At 62.8% G+C, this 17,943-nt stretch carries 14 protein-coding genes; 7 read left to right on the forward strand and 7 right to left on the reverse strand.

Translation table 11 applies throughout. From position 1 onward, the window contains the following. Positions 1-50: 50 nt before the first annotated feature. Genes NKH01_RS15925 through NKH01_RS15935 form a run of 3 tightly spaced genes read left to right on the forward strand, consistent with a single transcriptional unit; the run spans position 51 to position 5,909 of the window. The gene (locus NKH01_RS15925; protein ID WP_353021055.1) at positions 51-3,917 is read left to right on the forward strand and encodes a hydantoinase B/oxoprolinase family protein; all 3,867 of its coding nucleotides are present in this window, start codon (positions 51-53) and stop codon (positions 3,915-3,917) included. A gap of 31 nt (positions 3,918-3,948) precedes the next feature. Then, a complete protein-coding gene (locus tag NKH01_RS15930; RefSeq protein ID WP_353021056.1) occupies positions 3,949-5,247 on the forward strand; it encodes a BtaA family protein in 1,299 nt (432 codons plus the stop codon). Continuing rightward, a complete protein-coding gene (locus NKH01_RS15935) occupies positions 5,244-5,909 on the forward strand; it encodes a class I SAM-dependent methyltransferase (RefSeq protein ID WP_353021058.1) in 666 nt (221 codons plus the stop codon). Before NKH01_RS15930 ends, NKH01_RS15935 begins: the two co-directional genes overlap by 4 nt. A 209-nt stretch (positions 5,910-6,118) precedes the next feature. Here the strand turns inward: NKH01_RS15935 and NKH01_RS15940 are convergent, their stop codons facing one another. After that, positions 6,119-7,498: a serine hydrolase domain-containing protein gene (locus NKH01_RS15940; protein ID WP_353021060.1), complete on the reverse strand. Its 1,380-nt coding sequence runs from the start codon at positions 7,496-7,498 to the stop codon at positions 6,119-6,121. Between the two features lie 318 nt (positions 7,499-7,816). On the opposite strand from NKH01_RS15940, the gene NKH01_RS15945 reads away from it, so the two are divergent. After that, positions 7,817-8,614: a glycoside hydrolase family 25 protein gene (locus tag NKH01_RS15945; RefSeq protein WP_352815712.1), complete on the forward strand. Its 798-nt coding sequence runs from the start codon at positions 7,817-7,819 to the stop codon at positions 8,612-8,614. 80 nt (positions 8,615-8,694) lie between these two features. Further along, positions 8,695-9,867 (forward strand): lytic murein transglycosylase, encoded by a 1,173-nt coding sequence (locus NKH01_RS15950; protein ID WP_353021062.1) that lies wholly within the window; start codon positions 8,695-8,697, stop codon positions 9,865-9,867. 94 nt (positions 9,868-9,961) lie between these two features. On the opposite strand, the gene NKH01_RS15955 is transcribed toward NKH01_RS15950, so the two are convergent. Beyond that, the gene (locus NKH01_RS15955) at positions 9,962-10,855 is read right to left on the reverse strand and encodes a LysR family transcriptional regulator (RefSeq protein ID WP_023721221.1); all 894 of its coding nucleotides are present in this window, start codon (positions 10,853-10,855) and stop codon (positions 9,962-9,964) included. Between the two features lie 123 nt (positions 10,856-10,978). On the opposite strand from NKH01_RS15955, the gene NKH01_RS15960 reads away from it, so the two are divergent. Further along, the gene (locus tag NKH01_RS15960; RefSeq protein WP_353021064.1) at positions 10,979-11,710 is read left to right on the forward strand and encodes an SDR family oxidoreductase; all 732 of its coding nucleotides are present in this window, start codon (positions 10,979-10,981) and stop codon (positions 11,708-11,710) included. Positions 11,711-11,839: 129 nt separating this feature from the next. Here the strand turns inward: NKH01_RS15960 and NKH01_RS15965 are convergent, their stop codons facing one another. Then, positions 11,840-13,060, reverse strand: coding sequence for an alanine racemase (locus NKH01_RS15965; RefSeq protein ID WP_023721223.1), 1,221 nt, complete (start codon positions 13,058-13,060; stop codon positions 11,840-11,842). A 219-nt stretch (positions 13,061-13,279) separates the two neighbouring features. Between NKH01_RS15965 and NKH01_RS15970 the strand changes: the two genes are divergently transcribed. Further along, positions 13,280-14,197: a DMT family transporter gene (locus tag NKH01_RS15970; RefSeq protein WP_353021067.1), complete on the forward strand. Its 918-nt coding sequence runs from the start codon at positions 13,280-13,282 to the stop codon at positions 14,195-14,197. A 36-nt stretch (positions 14,198-14,233) separates the two neighbouring features. Here the strand turns inward: NKH01_RS15970 and NKH01_RS15975 are convergent, their stop codons facing one another. From NKH01_RS15975 to NKH01_RS15990, 4 genes are all read right to left on the reverse strand, one after another. Beyond that, positions 14,234-14,923 carry an RES family NAD+ phosphorylase gene (locus tag NKH01_RS15975; RefSeq protein ID WP_352641190.1) on the reverse strand — a complete coding sequence of 230 codons (690 nt, stop codon included), beginning with the start codon at positions 14,921-14,923 and terminating at the stop codon, positions 14,234-14,236. Then, positions 14,924-15,361: an MbcA/ParS/Xre antitoxin family protein gene (locus tag NKH01_RS15980; protein WP_023676794.1), complete on the reverse strand. Its 438-nt coding sequence runs from the start codon at positions 15,359-15,361 to the stop codon at positions 14,924-14,926. Between the two features lie 590 nt (positions 15,362-15,951). After that, positions 15,952-16,869, reverse strand: a complete 918-nt coding sequence (metF, locus tag NKH01_RS15985) for a methylenetetrahydrofolate reductase [NAD(P)H] (RefSeq protein ID WP_023676795.1) — start codon at positions 16,867-16,869, stop codon at positions 15,952-15,954. Further along, on the reverse strand, positions 16,869-17,891 hold the full coding sequence (locus NKH01_RS15990) for an ArsR/SmtB family transcription factor (protein ID WP_352917621.1): 1,023 nt from the start codon (positions 17,889-17,891) through the stop codon (positions 16,869-16,871). Before NKH01_RS15990 ends, metF begins: the two co-directional genes overlap by 1 nt. Positions 17,892-17,943: the final 52 nt, after the last annotated feature.

Here is a 17,943-nt window from a genome sequence, read left to right on the forward strand (position 1 = left end):
GCGTTGAGCACTAACAGGATGCGTAAAATGAAAATGCCGGAGGCGCTGCCATGACCGCAAGATGGGATTTCTGGATCGACCGCGGCGGTACCTTCACCGACATCATCGGCCGGGACCCGGAAGGCGGGCTGCATCCCAGGAAACTCCTTTCGGAAAATCCCGAAGCCTATGCCGACGCTGCCCTCCAGGGCATTCGCGAACTGCTCGGCGTCCAGCCCGGCGCCCCAATCCCCTCCGCTCTGATCGGCGACGTCAAAATGGGCACCACGGTCGCCACCAATGCGCTTCTCGAGCGCAAGGGCGACCGCGTGCTGCTGCTCATCACCAAGGGCTTCCGCGATGCGCTGAGGATTGCCTATCAGGCCAGGCCCGATATCTTTGCCAAGCAGATCATCCTTCCCGAACAGCTCTACGAGCACGTCATCGAGATAGACGAACGCGTGCGCGCCGACGGTCGTGTCGAACGCCTGCTCGACATCGCCTCCGTGCGTCCTGCCATCGAACAGGCCAAGGCTGACGGTATCGATGCGGTCGCGATCGTCTTCATGCATGCCTGGAAACATCCCGATCACGAAAAGGCGGTCGCCAAAGTCTGTCGAAAACTCGGATTCTCGCAGGTCTCGGTCAGCCACGAGGTCTCGCCGCTGATCAAGCTGGTCGGCCGCGGCGACACCACGGTGGTCGACGCGTATCTGTCGCCGATCCTGGCAAGGTATGTGCAAAGCGTTGCGGCGGAACTGGGTGCCGCGCCAATCTCCCCCCTTGTGGGGGAGATGTCGGCGAAGCCGACAGAGGGGGGCGCTGTCCCGCCAACATCTCAGTCTGTCACGCCCCCCTCTGCCCTGCCGGGCATCTCCCCCACAACGGGGGAGATTGGCCAATCCCCCCGCCTTATGTTCATGATGTCGTCGGGCGGCCTCACCGCCGCCGACATGTTCCAGGGCAAGGATGCGCTGTTGTCCGGCCCGGCCGGCGGCGTCGTCGGCATGGTCGAGACGGCAAAACTCGCCGGTTTCGGCAAAGTCATCGGCTTCGACATGGGCGGCACCTCCACCGATGTCGCCCACTATGATGGCGACTACGAGCGCGCCTTCGACACCGAGGTCGCCGGCGTGCGCATCCGCGCGCCGATGATGCGCATCCACACCGTCGCCGCCGGCGGCGGCTCGATCCTGCACTATGAGGCCGGCCGCTTTCGCGCCGGGCCGGATTCGGCCGGCGCCAATCCCGGCCCGGCCGCCTACCGGCGCGGCGGTCCGCTTGCGGTCACCGACGCCAATGTCATGCTGGGAAAGCTGCAGCCCGACTTCTTTCCGGCCATTTTTGGGCCGGGCCAGGACGAACCGCTCGACGTGCGGACAGTTCGCGAGAAATTCACCGCACTTGCCGCCGAAATCGGCGACGGCCGCTCGCCGGAAGCCGTTGCCGAAGGGTTCGTCACCATCGCCGTCGAAAACATGGCCAATGCCATCAAGAAGATTTCGGTGCAGCGCGGCTACGACGTCACCGAATACCTGCTGAATTGTTTCGGCGGCGCCGGCGGCCAGCACGCTTGCCTCGTCGCCGATGCGCTCGGCATGGAGGCTGTGCTGATCCATCCCTTTTCCGGCCTGCTCTCGGCATACGGAATCGGCCTGTCCTCGGTGTTTGCGTCACGCCAGCAGGCGCTGCTGAAGCCGCTGGCGGACGATTCCGGGCCGGCGATCAACGAGCTCATCGCAACGCTGCGCAAAGCCGTCATCGACGAACTCGCCGCGCAAGGCATCACCGAAGACGCGGTCGCCTCGAAGCCGGTGCTGCAGATCCGCTATGACGGCACCGATACCGCGCTGCCTGTGAACTTTGGGCACGGCTCGATTGCTGAGGCCAAGGCGGACTTCGAACTGGCGCACAAGGCGCAGTTCGGCTTCGTCTATGACGACAAGCCGATGATCGTCGAATCGGTCGGCGTCGAAGGTACCGATACCGGCAGCACCGGCCGCGACGAAAGCGATTCATTTCTTGAACACAAGGCCGCAAGTCCTTCCGGGACGCGGAAAATTTTCGTCGACGGCATCTGGCGCGACGCTGGCATCTTCCCTCGCGAAACGCTGAAGCCCGGTAACAAGATCGCCGGCCCCGCTTTGATCATCGAGCCGAACCAGACCATCGTCGTCGAGCCCGGCTGGCAGGCCGAGATCACCGCCAAGGACCATATACTGATGCGCCGCATCGAGAAGAAGCACCGGCAGGCCGCACTCGGCACCGAAGCCGATCCGGTGATGCTGGAGGTCTTCAACAATCTGTTCATGTCGATCGCCGAGCAGATGGGCGTAACGCTGCAGAACACCGCCTATTCGGTCAATATCAAGGAGCGGCTCGACTTCTCCTGTGCCGTTTTCGACCGGAATGGCGCGCTGGTCGCCAACGCGCCGCATATGCCGGTGCATCTCGGCTCGATGGACCGCTCGGTGGAGACCATCATCCGGCTCAATTCCGGCGATATTCACCCCGGCGACGTCTTTGCCCTGAACGCCCCTTACAATGGCGGCACGCATCTGCCTGATATCACCGTGGTGACGCCGGTGTTTTCCCTCCCCCTCGAGGGGAGGGTGGCCGCGAAGCGGCCGGGTGGGGTCCTCTCAGAACGCACCACAAGTGCGTCGAGCACTGCCGCAACGACCCCCTCCGGCGGCTTCGCCGCCACCTCCCCCTCGAGGGGGGAGGAGATCCTCTTCTACGTCGCCTCGCGTGGCCACCATGCCGATATCGGCGGCACCGCGCCCGGCTCGATGACGCCGCTTGCCACAACCGTCGACGAGGAAGGCGTGCTGTTCGACAATTTCCGCATTGTCGATCGTGGCCGGTTCCGCGAAAAGGACGTGGAGACGCTGCTCACCGACCATCCCTACCCGGCACGCAATCCGCACCAGAACATCGCCGACCTCAAGGCGCAGATCGCCGCGAACGAGAAGGGCGTCGCCGAGCTGCGCAAGATGGTCGCGCATTTCGGCCTCGCTGTGGTCGAAGCCTATATGGGCCATGTCCAGGACAATGCCGCCGAAAGCGTGCGCCGTGTTCTGGAACGGCTGCCCGACAGTTCCGAATACGAATATCCGACCGACACCGGCCAAATGATCAAGGTGAAGATATCGATCGACCGGCAAAAGCGCGAAGCGACCGTCGACTTCACCGGCACGTCGCCGGTTATGAAGAACAATTTCAATGCGCCGGAGCCGGTCGCCCGTGCCGCGGTGCTTTATGCCTTCCGCGTCATGGTCGAAGACAACATCCCGATGAATGCTGGGTGCCTGCGGCCGATCAATATCATCATCCCCGACGGCTCGATGCTGAAACCCGCCTATCCCGCGGCAGTCGTCGCCGGTAATGTCGAGACCTCGCAGCACGTCACCAACGCGCTGTTCGGGGCGATGGGGGCGATGGCCAACGCGCAGGGCACGATGAACAATCTCACCTTCGGCAACAAGCAGTACCAGTATTACGAGACGATCTGCTCGGGCTCGCCGGCCGGCCGGATGAACGACGGCCGCGGTTTTGCCGGCACCTCCGGCGTCCACACCCATATGACCAATTCGCGCCTGACCGATCCGGAAGTGCTGGAACTGCGTTTCCCGGTATTGCTCGAAGATTTCCATATCCGCGAAGGTTCCGGCGGCAAAGGCAAATGGAATGCCGGCGACGGCACCAAGCGCACCATCCGCTTCCTCGAAAAAATGGAATGCGCGATCCTGTCCTCGCATCGCAACCGCCCGCCGCAAGGCCTGGACGGCGGCGGCGATGGCGAGGTTGGCTCGACCAAGATCCGCCGCAAGGATGGCCGCGTCGAGGTCCTGAAGGCCTGCGATCAGACCATCCTCGACGCCGGCGAGGCAGTCATCGTGACGACGCCGACGCCTGGTGGATTTGGCAAGGCCTGAACTCGCGTCAACAGGCTGTCACCGGCCTGTCATGACCCTGCGCTACCCGCTTGCGGCAAAGCAAACGGGGAATCGCCTTGCCATGACGGACATTTCTGGAGAACTGGTTTTTCGCCGCGGCAAGGAAGTCGGCAAGGCCGTCTACCAGAACCGCCCGCTGTCGAAAGCCGGCATCTCCGAGCGCTTGTTCGCCTTCCTGTTCTCCGGCCTTGTCTATCCGCAGATCTGGGAAGATCCCGAAGTCGACATGGACGCGATGCAACTCGGCAAGGGCCACCGCATCGTCACCATCGCGTCGGGCGGCTGCAACATCCTCGCCTATCTCACCCGGTCGCCGGAAAGGATCGATGCCGTCGACCTCAACGCCGCCCATATCGCGCTGAACCGCATGAAGCTCGAAGCCGTCCGTCACCTGCCGTCGCAGGGCGACCTGTTCCGTTTCTTCGGCGCGGCTGAGACCGGGCACAATTCGCAGGCCTACGACCGCTTCATCGCACCGCATCTCGACCCGGTCAGCCGCCATTATTGGGAGCGCCGCAACTGGCGCGGCCGTCGCCGCATCGCTGTCTTCGACCGCAATTTCTACCAGACCGGCCTGCTTGGCCTGTTCATCGCCATGGGCCATCGCACCGCAAAATTCTTCGGCGTCGAACCGGCCGACATCATGGACGCCAAGAGCATCGCCGATCAGCGCCGCTTCTTCGACGAAGAGCTGGCGCCTGTGTTCGAAAAACCGCTGCTGAAATGGGCGACATCGCGAAAGGCTTCGCTGTTCGGCCTCGGCATTCCGCCGGCCCAGTACGATTCGCTGATCACCTCGGGCGACGGCACCATGGCCAGCGTGCTGAAGGCGCGGTTGGAAAAGCTCGCCTGCGATTTTCCGCTGAAGACCAATTATTTCGCCTGGCAGGCTTTTGCCCGCCGCTATCCCAATCCCGGCGAGGCCGCCCTGCCCGCCTATCTCGAAAAGCGCAACTACCAGACGATCCGCAACAATGTCGATCGCGTGGCCATCCACCACGCCAATCTGATCGAGTTCCTTGCCGGCAAGGATGCGGGCTCGGTGGATCGCTTCGTGCTGCTCGATGCACAGGACTGGATGACCGACGACCAGCTCAACGGGTTGTGGGCCGAGATCACCCGAACCGCCTCCACCGGCGCCCGCGTCATCTTCCGCACCGCAGCGGAACCCAGCCTGCTGCCCGGCCGCGTCTCGAATTCGCTGCTCGACCAGTGGCGCTACGAGAACGACGCCTCGCGCGAGTTTTCGGCGCGCGACCGCTCGGCGATCTATGGCGGCTTTCATCTCTACGTGAAGCAGGGCGCATGAGCACGACCGAGTTGCCGGCCAGCCATGCCGAGCTGATGGACGGCGTTTACCGCTGGCAGCGTCATATCTACGACCTGACCCGCAAATATTATTTGCTCGGTCGCGACCGGCTTATCGCCGGCCTGGATGTGCCGGCCGGCGGCACCGTGCTCGAGCTCGGCTGCGGCACCGGCCGCAACATCATCCTTGCCGCCCGCCGCTATCCCGGCGCGCGCTTCTTCGGCCTCGATGTTTCGGCCGAGATGCTGGAGACGGCCACCGCCGCCCTTGCCCGCGAAGGCCTCTCCGGCCGCGTCACGCTGGCGCGCGGCGATGCCACGGATTTCGACGCAAAGGCGCTGTTCGGCGTCGAAAATTTCGACCGCGTCTTTGTCTCGTATTCGCTGTCGATGATCCCCGGCTGGGAGAAGACGGTATCCGCGGCTCTTGCTGCCCTGTCATCTGGCGGCTCGCTGCATATCGTCGATTTCGGCCAGCAGGAGGCCCTGCCCCGCTGGTTCCGCACGCTGCTGCGCGGCTGGCTGAAAAAATTCCATGTCGAGCCACGTCAATCGCTGCGCGCGGTTCTGGATTCGGAATCTGCAAGAACCGGTGCAAGCTTCCGTTTCCAAGCGCTTTATCGCGGCTATGCGTGGCTCGCTGTGATCGGCCTAGGTCGATAGCCAGGGTGTGTTGAGATTCAGGTCAGGCCGAGTCGAAAACGGTGGGCTCCGAGAACCGGCGCGGGGCGTACTTTTGGGTACGTGAGCACCGGCCTACGCCGGCCGTAGCCTTAACTGCCACGACCGCTTATGAGTGCTTTGGCCGGCGAAGGCCGGAAGCGCAGGAAACCGCCGTTTGCAGGCCGGTATCACCTGAATATCGATACAGCCTAATGCAGCGCCTTGACCAGCGCCGCCACCATTACCTGCGGCCGGTAGCCGAGCCTGGCCGGCGTCAGCCCGAGCCGCACCACAACCAGCTGCTCGGAGGGAATGATGGCGACCGTTTGCCCATCATGCCCCTCCATCCAGTAGGTGTCCTTGGGCAGGCCGGCGGCAATGCCGGCGCCGGGATTTTCCTCGTCGCCCGGCCCTTCGATCCATAATTGCCCCTTGCCGTAGACCTTCGAGGCAGTTGCCGGTTCCCGCATCCAGTCGACGAAGCCGGCGGGCAGGATCGCCTTGCCGTTCCAGACGCCACCCTGCAGCAGGAATTGGCCGAAGCGCGCCCAGTCGCGTGCCGTGGCATAGAGATAGGACGAGCCGACGAAGGTGCCGTGCTCGTCGGCCTCTAGCACCGCGCTCCGCATGCCGAGCGGATCGAACAGCGCGACCCTCGGCCACGCCAACGCCTTGTCCTTGTCGCCGATCGCGTCCTGCCACAATCGGGACAGCATCACCGCCGTGCCGCTCGAATAGGAAAACACCTTGCCGACCTCGCCGGTCAGCGGCTTGGATCCGGCAAAGCCTGCCATGTCCGGTTCGAGATAGAGCATGCGCGTCACATCGGCGACGTCGCCATAATCCTCGTTGAATTCCAGTCCGCTCGACATTGCCATCATGTCGGCGAGGCTGATCACGGCACGGCCATCTGCTTGCCAGGGTCGAAACAGGCCCTGGTTGGTGATCGCCAGCTTGCCGTCCTTCATCAGCGTGCCGACGATCGCCGCATTCACCGTCTTGGTCATTGACCAGCCCAGTAGCGGGGTCTTTTCGGAAAAGCCGTCGCCATAGCGCTCTGCGACGATGCGGCCGTTCTTGACCACCACCACCGCCCGCATGCCAGCACCGGTCAATGCCGGATCGTCGAGGATTGCCGTGACCTCGGGATCCTGCGAGGCATCGGCCTTGTCGCCCTCCGGCCAGATCGCATCGGGCAGCGGCGCCGGCGTCGGTGCAACTCCCGCGACAGCCTTGGCGGCGGCAATATCGCTGTCGGGAACCGAGGCGCAGCCGAGCCCGTCGCGGGCGACCGCGACACTCTTGCCGAGCCCGCCGAACAGGCCCGCCGAAACCGTTCCCTTCTCCTTGTCCACCGACACTCTCATCAGCTTCAGCAGCGGATGGCCCGGCGCCTGCACATCGACGGCGAGCACGTCGTCGGCGTCTCGCCCTGCGATGAAGACGTTCGAACAGACGATCTTGGCCGAATAGCCGGAACCGACGCGGATCAGTTCCGGCGGCGCGAAATACAGCCAGCCGGCGAGTGTCGCGGCGGCCAGCACAGCCAGGCCCAGCAGCCATTTGACGAACTTCAGAAGGATCTGCATTTTTTTCGAATTCCCCCCGAGCGCGATCTATGTCATCGATTTGCCGCCATTGTTTCGGCAAAATCGCGGCTCTTGTCGAGCGCCGTCAACCGAATATCAACCATGATCGGCGATCACGAGGGACTGGGCGATTCTGTGGGGTGATCGTCCGGCTGGGCTTGCATGCATGTGTCCCAAACTGCGCAACGGTTTGGGAATGCATGAAACGAAGATCCAGGCGCTTCGCGTAAGTCAGTTTCAAACGCGTCGCGCCCGGTCGAGGGGCCACCCGCGGAAAGACCCATCAGCGGCCGGCTGAAACCGGCTCGGGAAGTAGCGATGCGCCGTTTCGCGGTCCTCATCACGCTGATGCTGCTTGGTGCCTGCTCGACGGTCGATGATCTGACGCCATCGCTGTCGTCGCCCAGCGCCCCGACGGTTGCGGTACGCGCGCCCCGTTTTGCCGATTCCGACCCGCATGAATGGGATAGCGGCGCACCGTGGAGCTACGCCGTCCACGGCACCGACGTCTCCAAATACCAGACATCGATCGACTGGCCGGCGGCCAGGGCCAGCGGCATCTCCTTTGCCTTTATCAAGGCTACCGAAGGCGGAGACCGGTTCGATGAAGCTTTCAACGAGCATTGGAGCCGCACGAAGGCCTCGGGTATCCCCCGTGCCGCCTATCATTTCTTCTACTTTTGCACGCCGGCCGCTACCCAGGCGCGCTGGTTCATCCAGAACGTGCCCAAAGACAGTTCGGCGATGCCGCCCGTTCTCGACATGGAATGGAACCCGAAATCGCCGACCTGCAAGCTGCGGCCAGATTCCGCCACGGTACGCAGCGAGATGAGCACATTCCTCAAAATCGTCGAAAAACACTACGGCAAGAAGCCGATCATCTACACGTCGGTCGACTTCTTCGAAGATAATGGTCTATCGGGTTTCCGGGGCTACCCCTACTGGCTGCGCTCCGTCGCCGGGCACCCGCGCCAGAAATACGGCAGCCATCCATTCACCTTCTGGCAGTATACCGGAACGGGCGTCGTGCCGGGCATGGCCGGAAACGCCGACATCAACGTCTTCAACGGCTCCGAAGCCGCCTGGAAGAAGTGGTTGCGGCAGAACACCCGTTGACACCAGGCCTGCCGCCTGCTTTTCGACACAGCCAATGACGAATACCCGCAACCGCTGGTAATCTTCTCGGAAGGATGGCGATGCGATCGCGCTTTGGAATTCTCGCGGCGCTGCTCCTGACCGCCGTGCCGGCCGCGGCACAGCAATGCGGCGGCGATTTCGAGGCATGGAAGCAGGGCGTGGCGGCGGAGGCCAGGGCGGCCGGCGTCGGCGCTGCCGGCCTTGATGCGCTGGAAAACGCCACCCTCGATGAGAAGGCGCTGGCACGCGACCGCGCCCAGGGCGTCTTCACCCAGACCTTCATCGAATTCTCGAACCGCATGATCTCGTCGCACCGACTGAAGCAAGGCGCGGCCAATCTGCAAAAATATGCCGAGGTCTTTGCCCGCGCCGATCGCGAATACGGCGTCCAGGCGCCGGTCATCGCCGCCTTCTGGGCCCTGGAAACCGATTTTGGCGCCGTGCAAGGCGATTTTCATACGCTGAACGCGCTGGTGAGCCTCTCGCATGACTGCCGCCGCCCGCAGTTGTTCCGGCCGCAGATCGTGCCGCTGCTGATGCTGATCGATCGCGGCGTGGTGCCGGCCGACGTGACCGGTGCCTGGGCCGGCGAGATCGGCCAGACGCAGATGTTGCCTTCCGACTATCTCGGTCATGGCGTCGACGGCGACGGCGACGGCCTGGTCGACCTGCGCGGCAGCGCGCCCGATGTGATCATGAGCACGGCCAGCAAGATCCAGTCGCGCGGCTGGAAGCGCGACCAGCCTTGGATCGAGGAAGTGCGTGTGCCCTACGATTTGCCGTGGGAGCAGACGGGGCGCACCAACAAGCTGCCGTTGACGCAATGGACCCAGTGGGGCGTTACCAGGCCAGACGGCACGCCGCTTCTCGACAACGGCCTGAAGGCCGGCCTGGCGCTGCCCATGGGCCGCAAGGGGCCAGCCTTCCTGACCTACGACAATTTCGACGTCTATCTCGAGTGGAACCAGTCCTTCACCTATGCCCTGACCGCGGCAAATCTTGCCGCCCGGCTGGGGGGCGCGCCGCGATTCGATCCGCGCAACCCGGAACCCGGCCTCAACGGCGACCAGATGAAGGCGCTACAGACCAAGCTCGAGGCGAAAGGCTATGACGTCGGCACCGTCGACGGCATTCTAGGCACCAACACCCGCGAAGCGATCCGCAAGGAGCAGATGCGGCTGGGCCTGCCGGTCGACGGCTGGCCGACGCTCGAGCTGCTGGCGGGGCTGTGAGGGCGGTGAATGGTGAATGGTGAATGGTGAAAAGAATAGCACCGGAGCCGCACTGAACACCAGAGCTACTACTATTCACTATTCACTATTCACATCACCGCCTGGCAAGCAAGAAATCGATGAAGGCTCGCAGCGGCGCGGGAACCTGCCGGGAACTTGCGTGATATAGATAAAAACCCGGAAATCTCGGCGACCAGGCTTCGAGAAAGCGGATGAGCTTTCCCGCTTCGATCCACGGCCGGACCTGGTATTCCAGCATGTACGCCACGCCGACCCCATCCAGAACCGCCCCGATCATCAGGTCCGTATCGTTGACCGTCAGGCCACCGCTGACGGCCACTTCCAGGGCACGTTGGCCTCGGGCGAACTCCCACCGGTAGAGATTGCCGCCGCTCGGCCACTGGAAATTGATGCACTGGTGCTGATGCAGGTCCGCGGGGTGACGGGGTATCGGGTGATGCTGCAGATACCTCGGCGCCGCCACTGCAGCCATCTCGAGCTCCTCGCTGAGCTTCACAGCCACCATATCCTTGTGCAGCCGCTCACCCAGTCTGATTCCAGCATCGAAGCGGCCCTCGACGATGTCGGTGAGCATGTCGTCGACAATGATTGTGAGGGCGATATCGGGATAGGCGCGGCGGAAATCGCCGAGGATCGGCGCGATGAAACGCGTGGCGGCGATGCGCGGAACATTGATGCGCAGCGAGCCTGCTGGCCGGCCGCGTGATGCATGCGCGTCCGCGACGGCGCCTTCCAGTTCGCCGAATGCCGGTGCGATGCGGGCAAACAGCTTCTCGCCCTCAGCGGTCGGCGACATGCTGCGCGTGGTGCGGTTAAGCAGGCGGACACCGAGACGCTCTTCCAGCCCACGTATCGTCTGGCTGAGTGCTGGAGGCGAAATCCTGAGCTTGGCCGCGGCGCGGACAAAGCTTCCCTCTTCGATGATTGCTGCAAATGCCGTGAGTTCGGAAAACTCGCTTCCTCGCATTATGTACCTCAGGCTTAACAAGTCAGTTAGATAATAGGCTATTCTCTGAGCAATAGCATGCCCCTAGCTTTTCCCCGGAACGCCGCTCGATCGAGGCGGCCGTAGCCAGACGAAGGAACAGCCATGCATCGTCCACTCGAAGGCAAGACCGCACTTGTGACCGGCAGCTCGCGCGGCATCGGACGCGCCATCGCCGAGGGGCTCGCGGCCAAGGGTGCTGCCGTGGTCGTCAACTATGTCGGCAACGAGAAAGCAGCCAGGGAAGTCGTTGCCGCCATTGAAGGGATTGGCGGAAAAGCCGTCGCCATCCAGGCGGACGTCTCCAGCATCCCCGACATTCGCAAGTTGTTCGACGAAACCGAACGGCAGATGGGGCCGATTGACATCGTCGTAGCCAATGTCGGCGTCGCCGTCATAAAGCCGCTCGTCGAGGCCACCGAAGCGGACTTCGATCATGTGTTCGGGGCCAATGCCAAGGGCACCTTCTTCACGCTTCAGGAAGCGGCGCGCCGCGTTCGCGACGGTGGCCGCATCATTGCCGTCTCCACCGGTGGAAAGAAGATGTTCTTCACGCACACGGCGCTTTATCTCGGCAGTAAGGGAGCCGTCGAGCAGTTCGTCCGCGTCCTCTCGCGCGAACTCGGCCCGCGCGCCGTTACCGTGAATGCGCTTTCGCCAGGCTTCACCGACACCGACCTGCTTCCCGACCGGGACCGCGCCGTGGCCGCCGGCATGTCGCCCTTCGGCCGGATCGGAGCACCGCGCGACGTCGCCGATGTCGCGGTTTTCCTGGCTTCCGACGAAGCTCGCTGGCTGACCGGCGAGAACATCCAGGCCGGCGGCGGAGTAGCCTGACTGAATGGTGAATGGTGAATGGTGAATGGTGAATGGTGAATGGTGAATGGTGAATGGTGAATGGTGAAAAGAACAACACCTGAGCCGCGCAGAGCACAAGAGCTACTACTATTCACTATTCACTATTCACTAATCCGCCATCGTCTCGAGGCTGGCGAACCCTTGCGGCGCGTCGCCTTCGTCGAATGGCGTTGCCACCTCGACGAAGGTGTCGGGATAGAAGCCGTTGAACCGTGTCCTGAGCGACAGCGAGTAGGCGCCGATATGGCCGATCTCGATCCAATCGCCGGTATCGACGGTTTCGGGCAGCCAGAACGGCCGCGACAATATGTCGACGGAATCGCAGGTCGCGCCACAGACCTTGAACGGCACGATGGTCTTGTCCTCGCCATTGCGCGAGCGGATCGCCGGATCGGGGATGAAGCGTGCCGGCAGCGTGATCTTGCCGGTCCATGAATCCGACAGCGACGCCCAGATGCCGTCATTGATGTAGAGCCTTTTGCCCTTGCGCAGCAGCACGCGCACGATCAGCGACAGGCAGCGCGCCACGATCACTCGGCCGGGCTCGGCCACCAGCGGCATCTGGTCGAATTGGTACTCTTGGAGGTCGCCTGATAATCGCGACATGATCTGGCCGAGCGACGGCATCTCCGGCTTGCGGCTGTTCGGGTCATGGCCATATTCGGCCGGAAAGCCGCCGCCGACATCGAGCCCGGCAATGTCGAAACCGACGCGGTTGCGCACCCAGTCGGCCGAGGCCAGCGCCCGCTCATAGGTGTCGGGATCCTCGATCTGGCTGCCGACGTGAAAGCACAGCCCGACCTTGTAGCCGGTTCGGTTCAGCCGTTCGGCGAGTTCCACCGCATTGGCCGGTCCGGCGCCGAACTTCTTCGACAGTTCGTAGGCCGCCGAGCCTTTCGTCTGGATGCGCACGAACACGGTAATCGCGCCCGGATCGATGTCGAGCGCCCGCACCACCCTGGTCAGCTTGGTGATCTCGTCCTCATGGTCGAGCGAAATGACGCGGATGGCGTATTTCTCCAGCGCCAGCCTGATGTCCGACTGCGCCTTCACCGGGTGCATGTAGAGCATCTCGGCGTCGGGCGAGACGGCGCGCACGGCGGCGAATTCGCCGGGCGAGGCCACATCGAAGGCGCTGACGCCGGCCTCGACCAGCGCGTTGAGCACGATCTGCTCGCCATTGGTCTTGACCGCATAGGCGGTCTTGCCGGGAAACATGCCCATGAACTGCTTGGCGTCCGCCTTCAGCACCTGCGGGCGGAAGCAATAGATCGGATCGTCCGGGCGAAGCGCCAGCGCTGCCTCGCGGGCATTTTCGAATCGCTGCATGGACGAATCCCTTGACTGAGGCTGCGCACAATTAATCCAAGCTAGCGGCTAATGAAAACAATTCCATGTCTCGCCGCCCTGACTTCGCCGCGCTATTCCGGTTCTGCACGCCGGTTATGAGCGAACTAGGCCATCGCTCAGGTTTCGGTGGCCCTTGCGGCCGGATCGGGTATGGCGTGAACAGACGCCTGAAGAGCATCTCGTCTGGGAGGACGGCCAATGGCGATAGCTGCCACCACCACGATGCGCGGGCCGATGGTGCTCAAAGACTGGGCGCAGCTTCTGCTGCTCGGCGCCATCTGGGGCGGTTCGTTCTTCTTTGCCCGCATTGCGGTGTCGGAACTTCCGCCGCTGGTGCTGGTGCTGTTCCGCGTCACCATCGCGGCGATCGCGTTGCAGCTCTATCTTGCGGTCCGCGGCCCGTCCTTTCGCCTCGCCTTCCCACATATCGGCCTGTTCTTCCTGTTGGCGCTCGCCAACAATGTCATCCCTTTCTCGCTGATCTTTGCCGGCCAGACCGAGCTTGGCGCCGGTGTCGCTTCCGTTCTCAATTCGACGACGCCGTTCTGGACGCTGATCCTCGCCAACGCGCTGACCAGCGACGAAAAACTGTCGTGGAACAAGCTTGCTGGCATCGCCCTCGGTATCGCGGGGACAGCGGTGATGATCGGTCCCGCGCTGATTGCCGGGCTCGGCGGCCCGGTCTGGGCGAAATTCGCGCTCATCGGAGCGTCGGTATCTTATGCGATTGCTCTGATGATGGCCCGCCGCTTCAAGGGTGTGCCGTCACCGGTCATTGCCACCGGACAATTGACCTGCTCGACCATCATCATGGTTCCGGTCGTGCTGCTTAGCCATGGCCCGGCCAATCTGTTTTCGGCCTCGCCGCCGGTGTGGGCGGCGGTGCTGGCACTGGCTCTGCTGTCGACGGCCTTCGCCTATATCCTCTATTTCAACCTCGTCGCTTCTGCCGGCGCCACCAACGCCTCCCTGGTCACGCTCATCGTGCCAGCCAGTGCCATCCTGCTCGGCTTTCTGTTCCTGGGCGAGCGGCTCGAACTGTTCGAACTCGGCGGCATGGCGCTGATCGCGCTCGGTCTCGTCACCATCGACGGTCGCCTGTTCGGGCGGCGTTAGAGATGGCGCAGCGAAGTTGTCGCTTCCGATGCTGCGCTATATGGGCGTGATCGCCGGAACAGATGAACCCTGCCATTCCAGACGCCAGAGACCGCCTTGCCGGAGATTCTGAACGAGATCGGGATGGAAGGCGGCGAGGCAGGTCCCGCCAACATGTCTCACGGAAGGATAGACAAAACCGGTCGCGGCGTCTTGCTTGCGGAGTTGCTTCGCCAGCGCCTGACCGGCAGGATAGGCTAAGGCAGTATCCGGATCGAGCACCGGGTCCTTGCTGAACTCAGCGCCGCGCAGATCGTGAAACGAGCCTATGAAGTCGGCAACGAGCTCCGCATAGTCGGTAACGTTTTCGAACCGTTCGATCGCGGCAAGCTCGCGCGTCAGATGAAACGAGACCTCGCCGAGCGCGGTTTCCGCATCGAACGCACAGTACCACACCCCCCTGGCATCATCGTTGAAACGATTGCCGCCCGGACGGGTGTAAGCGAACGCCGCATTGATGAAGGTGTAGCCCGGCCTCCCGAAAACCAGTTCGCGCGGATCGAGGTCGGGCAATCCCCCTTGCTGCGCCTGAAGACGGCCGCTGGTGGCTCCTTCAAGCTCCGCAAGATCCTCCAGATCTCCATGATTCCGGGCCAACGGCATCAGGACCGGCTCCTTGAGCCTGCCTGTCGAAATCAGCCGGATCGTGTCGCGCTGGGAAATGTCAGCGCGCGGCGGGATCTGCATTCAAAGTCCGCCACGCAAAGCGTCGATGTGTTGGCGAACCTGCAGCAGCTTCGGAATGCCGCCCTCGATCATCACGTCCAGGGGGCGCCGGCCACCATACAGAGGTCCTTTGTTCGGCAACCGCACCCATTCATCGGCAAGCGCTTCGGAAAACAGAAGCCGCAGTCCCTTGAAGATGCCGATCAGGGCGCTGATGCGTGTCAGCGAATCCTGGGAGAGAACGCCCTCCCACTCGCCTTTCTTCATGCGGAACCAGGTTCTCTCCGATACGTCGCCGATCAAGGTGCAGATCTCGGTGCTGGTCAGATGCCAGATGTCTGCGAGCCTGACGATGCCGGCAACAGCCGCTGGCGTGAGCCGCGCCCGTGCCGAGGCATCCGCCAGATTTGCCGGCAAAGCCTGATTTGCAGGATCGCGAACCGCATAAGCGACACTCATTCCAACCTCCATCACTTGGCAGACAATATACTGCCAATTGGCAGGATATGCAAGTCCCGGCTATCCTCACAACGCGCTGCTGGTTGCCCCATCGCATTCGTATAGCGTGCAGCACCCGGCTGGACATGCAAAGGACGCTCCGACGCTCCGAACCTTCAGTCGGTCCGAAAATCGAATCCGATTTCTGGCGCGGTAGCGCTGCCATTCTCGTTACTGCCCCGGCTTTGCCACAAATTATTCACAGGTCCCGGGCCAGCTTTTGACAAAGAGTTTCAATGCCTAACGGCAAACGGCAGGTCGCAAATTCCACAATCTCGTCGCATTGCAGCAAAGTTTCTGCTTGCCTGTGGCACAAATGACCCTAGACTCTCGCCATAGCTCTTTAAGAGGAGGCTATGACATGGGACTGACGAGGCCGATCAACGCATTGATGATTTGTGCTGCGTTTGCATTCATCGGCGCCCTCATTATGGGCGTCCTTCCATAAGGCCGCTAAGCGGGGGAAGACCAGCACCGAATACTACAAACCATTGAAAGGGCCGGGCATTTTGCCCGGCCTTTTGCATTCCCCCGATCTTTGACATTTCGCTTTACGCCGCGGCCGATCCAGCTGCCTCGACTTCGTGCGACCTGATGCCGATCATGTGGCAGATGGCAAAGACCAGATCGGCCCGGTTCATCGTGTAGAAGTGGAAATCGCCGACGCCGCGCTCGACAAGGTCCAGCACCTGCTCGGCCGCAACCGCGGACGCCACCAGCGCATGCGTTTGCGGGTCGTTCTGCAGCCCATCGAAGCGCTCGGCCAGCCATGCCGGCACCAAGGCGCCGCAACGCGCCGAGAAGTTGGCGACCTGGGTGAAATTGTGCACCGGCAATATGCCCGGCACGATCGGTATGTAGATGCCGGCCCGCCGTGCCCGCTCGACATAGCGTTCATAAAGATCGTTGTCGAAGAAGAACTGGGTGATCGCCCGCGTCGCTCCATTGTCGGCCTTGCGCTTCAGCATGTCGAAGTCGGTGGCGAAATCCGGGCTTTCCGGATGCTTTTCCGGATAGGCCGAGACCGATATGTCGAAATCGCCGGCGCCCTTCAACGCGTCGACCAGCTCGGCGCCATTGGCATAGCCTTCCGGATGAGGCCGGTAGGCCGCGCCGACGCCCTCGGCCGGATCGCCGCGCAGGGCGACGAAACGCTTGACGCCCATATCGGCGAACTCTCGGATCACCGCATCGACCTCGTGACGCGCCGCATCGACGCAAGTCATGTGCGCCGCCGGAGTCAGCGTCGTTTCGTTGAGGATGCGCTTGACGGTGCGGGCCGTGCGCTCGCGGGTCGAACCACCGGCGCCATAAGTGACGGAGACGAATTTGGGCTTGAGCGGCTCCAGCCGGGTGACCGTATCCCACAGCCTTGCTTCCATCTCGTCGTTTTTCGGCGGAAAGAACTCGAACGAAACCCTGACCTTGTCGCCGATGTCGGGGCGGCGGGAGAAGCGGAACTGGTTCATCAGGCGGTTTCCCCTATCGGATACGCATTGGCCGGTTGTCTGTCGTTGGAAGGCTCGGCAATCAGCATGCGCCGATCGCGGCCGAGCCAGAGTTTGACGGTGAGCTTGGCCTCGTTGCCGCCGCGCGGCTCGAATTCCTGGCTGTCCTCGAGGTCGAGGCCAGCCTCGGAAAACCAGTCGCCGATTTGCCGGTCGGAGAAGCCGAGACGCATATGCGCGTGCTCGTCGCGCAAAAACTCCAGCGTGTGCGGCGCGAAATCGACGATCACCAGCCGGCCGGCTGGGCGCAACAGCCGTGCCGCCTCGCGGATGGCGCGGGCAGGATCGTCGAGATAATGCAGCACCTGATGGATGGTAACGAGATCGAAGGCGTCGCGTTCGACCGGCGGCGCAAAAATATCGCCCTGCCGCACCTGCGCATTCGAAACGCCGGCCTTGTCGAGATTGGCGCGCGCCACCGTCAGCATCTCGCGCGACATATCGATGCCGACACCGCGCCGATAGAGCGGCGAAAATATCTCGAGCAGCCGTCCGGTGCCGGTGCCGAGATCGAGCATCGACTGAAACGGCCGCTTGCCGACGAGCTTGACGAGTGCTGCTTCGACCGCGCGGTCCGGCACGTGCAGCGAGCGGATATGGTCCCAGCTTGCGGCGTTTACCGAGAAATATTCGGCAGCCCGGTCCTGCCGCTTGCGCTTGACCGCGGCCAGCCGTTCGAGATCACGCTCGACCTGCGGATCGGCGCCGCGGATGCCGGAGACCAGCCTGAGCACGAAATCGCGCGACGTGTCGGAATCCGAAAGCCGGAAGAAGGCCCACGAACCCTCCTGGTAGCGGCCGATCAACCCGGCCTCCAGCAGCAATTTCAAGTGGCGCGAGACGCGCGGCTGCGACTGGCCGAGGATTTCGGTGAGATCGGAAACGGTCAGGTCGCCGCGCGACAGCAGTGCCAATATGCGCAGCCGGCTGGATTCGGCCGCCGCCTTCAATGTATCTACCATCGTGTCGAGAGCGACATGCATGCGAGCATTCTCTTTGAAAAAGATATAAACATATGTTTATGTCGATTTTGAT

The sequence above is a fragment of the Mesorhizobium sp. M1403 genome, from assembly GCF_040317695.1.
Lineage (GTDB): Bacteria > Pseudomonadota > Alphaproteobacteria > Rhizobiales > Rhizobiaceae > Mesorhizobium.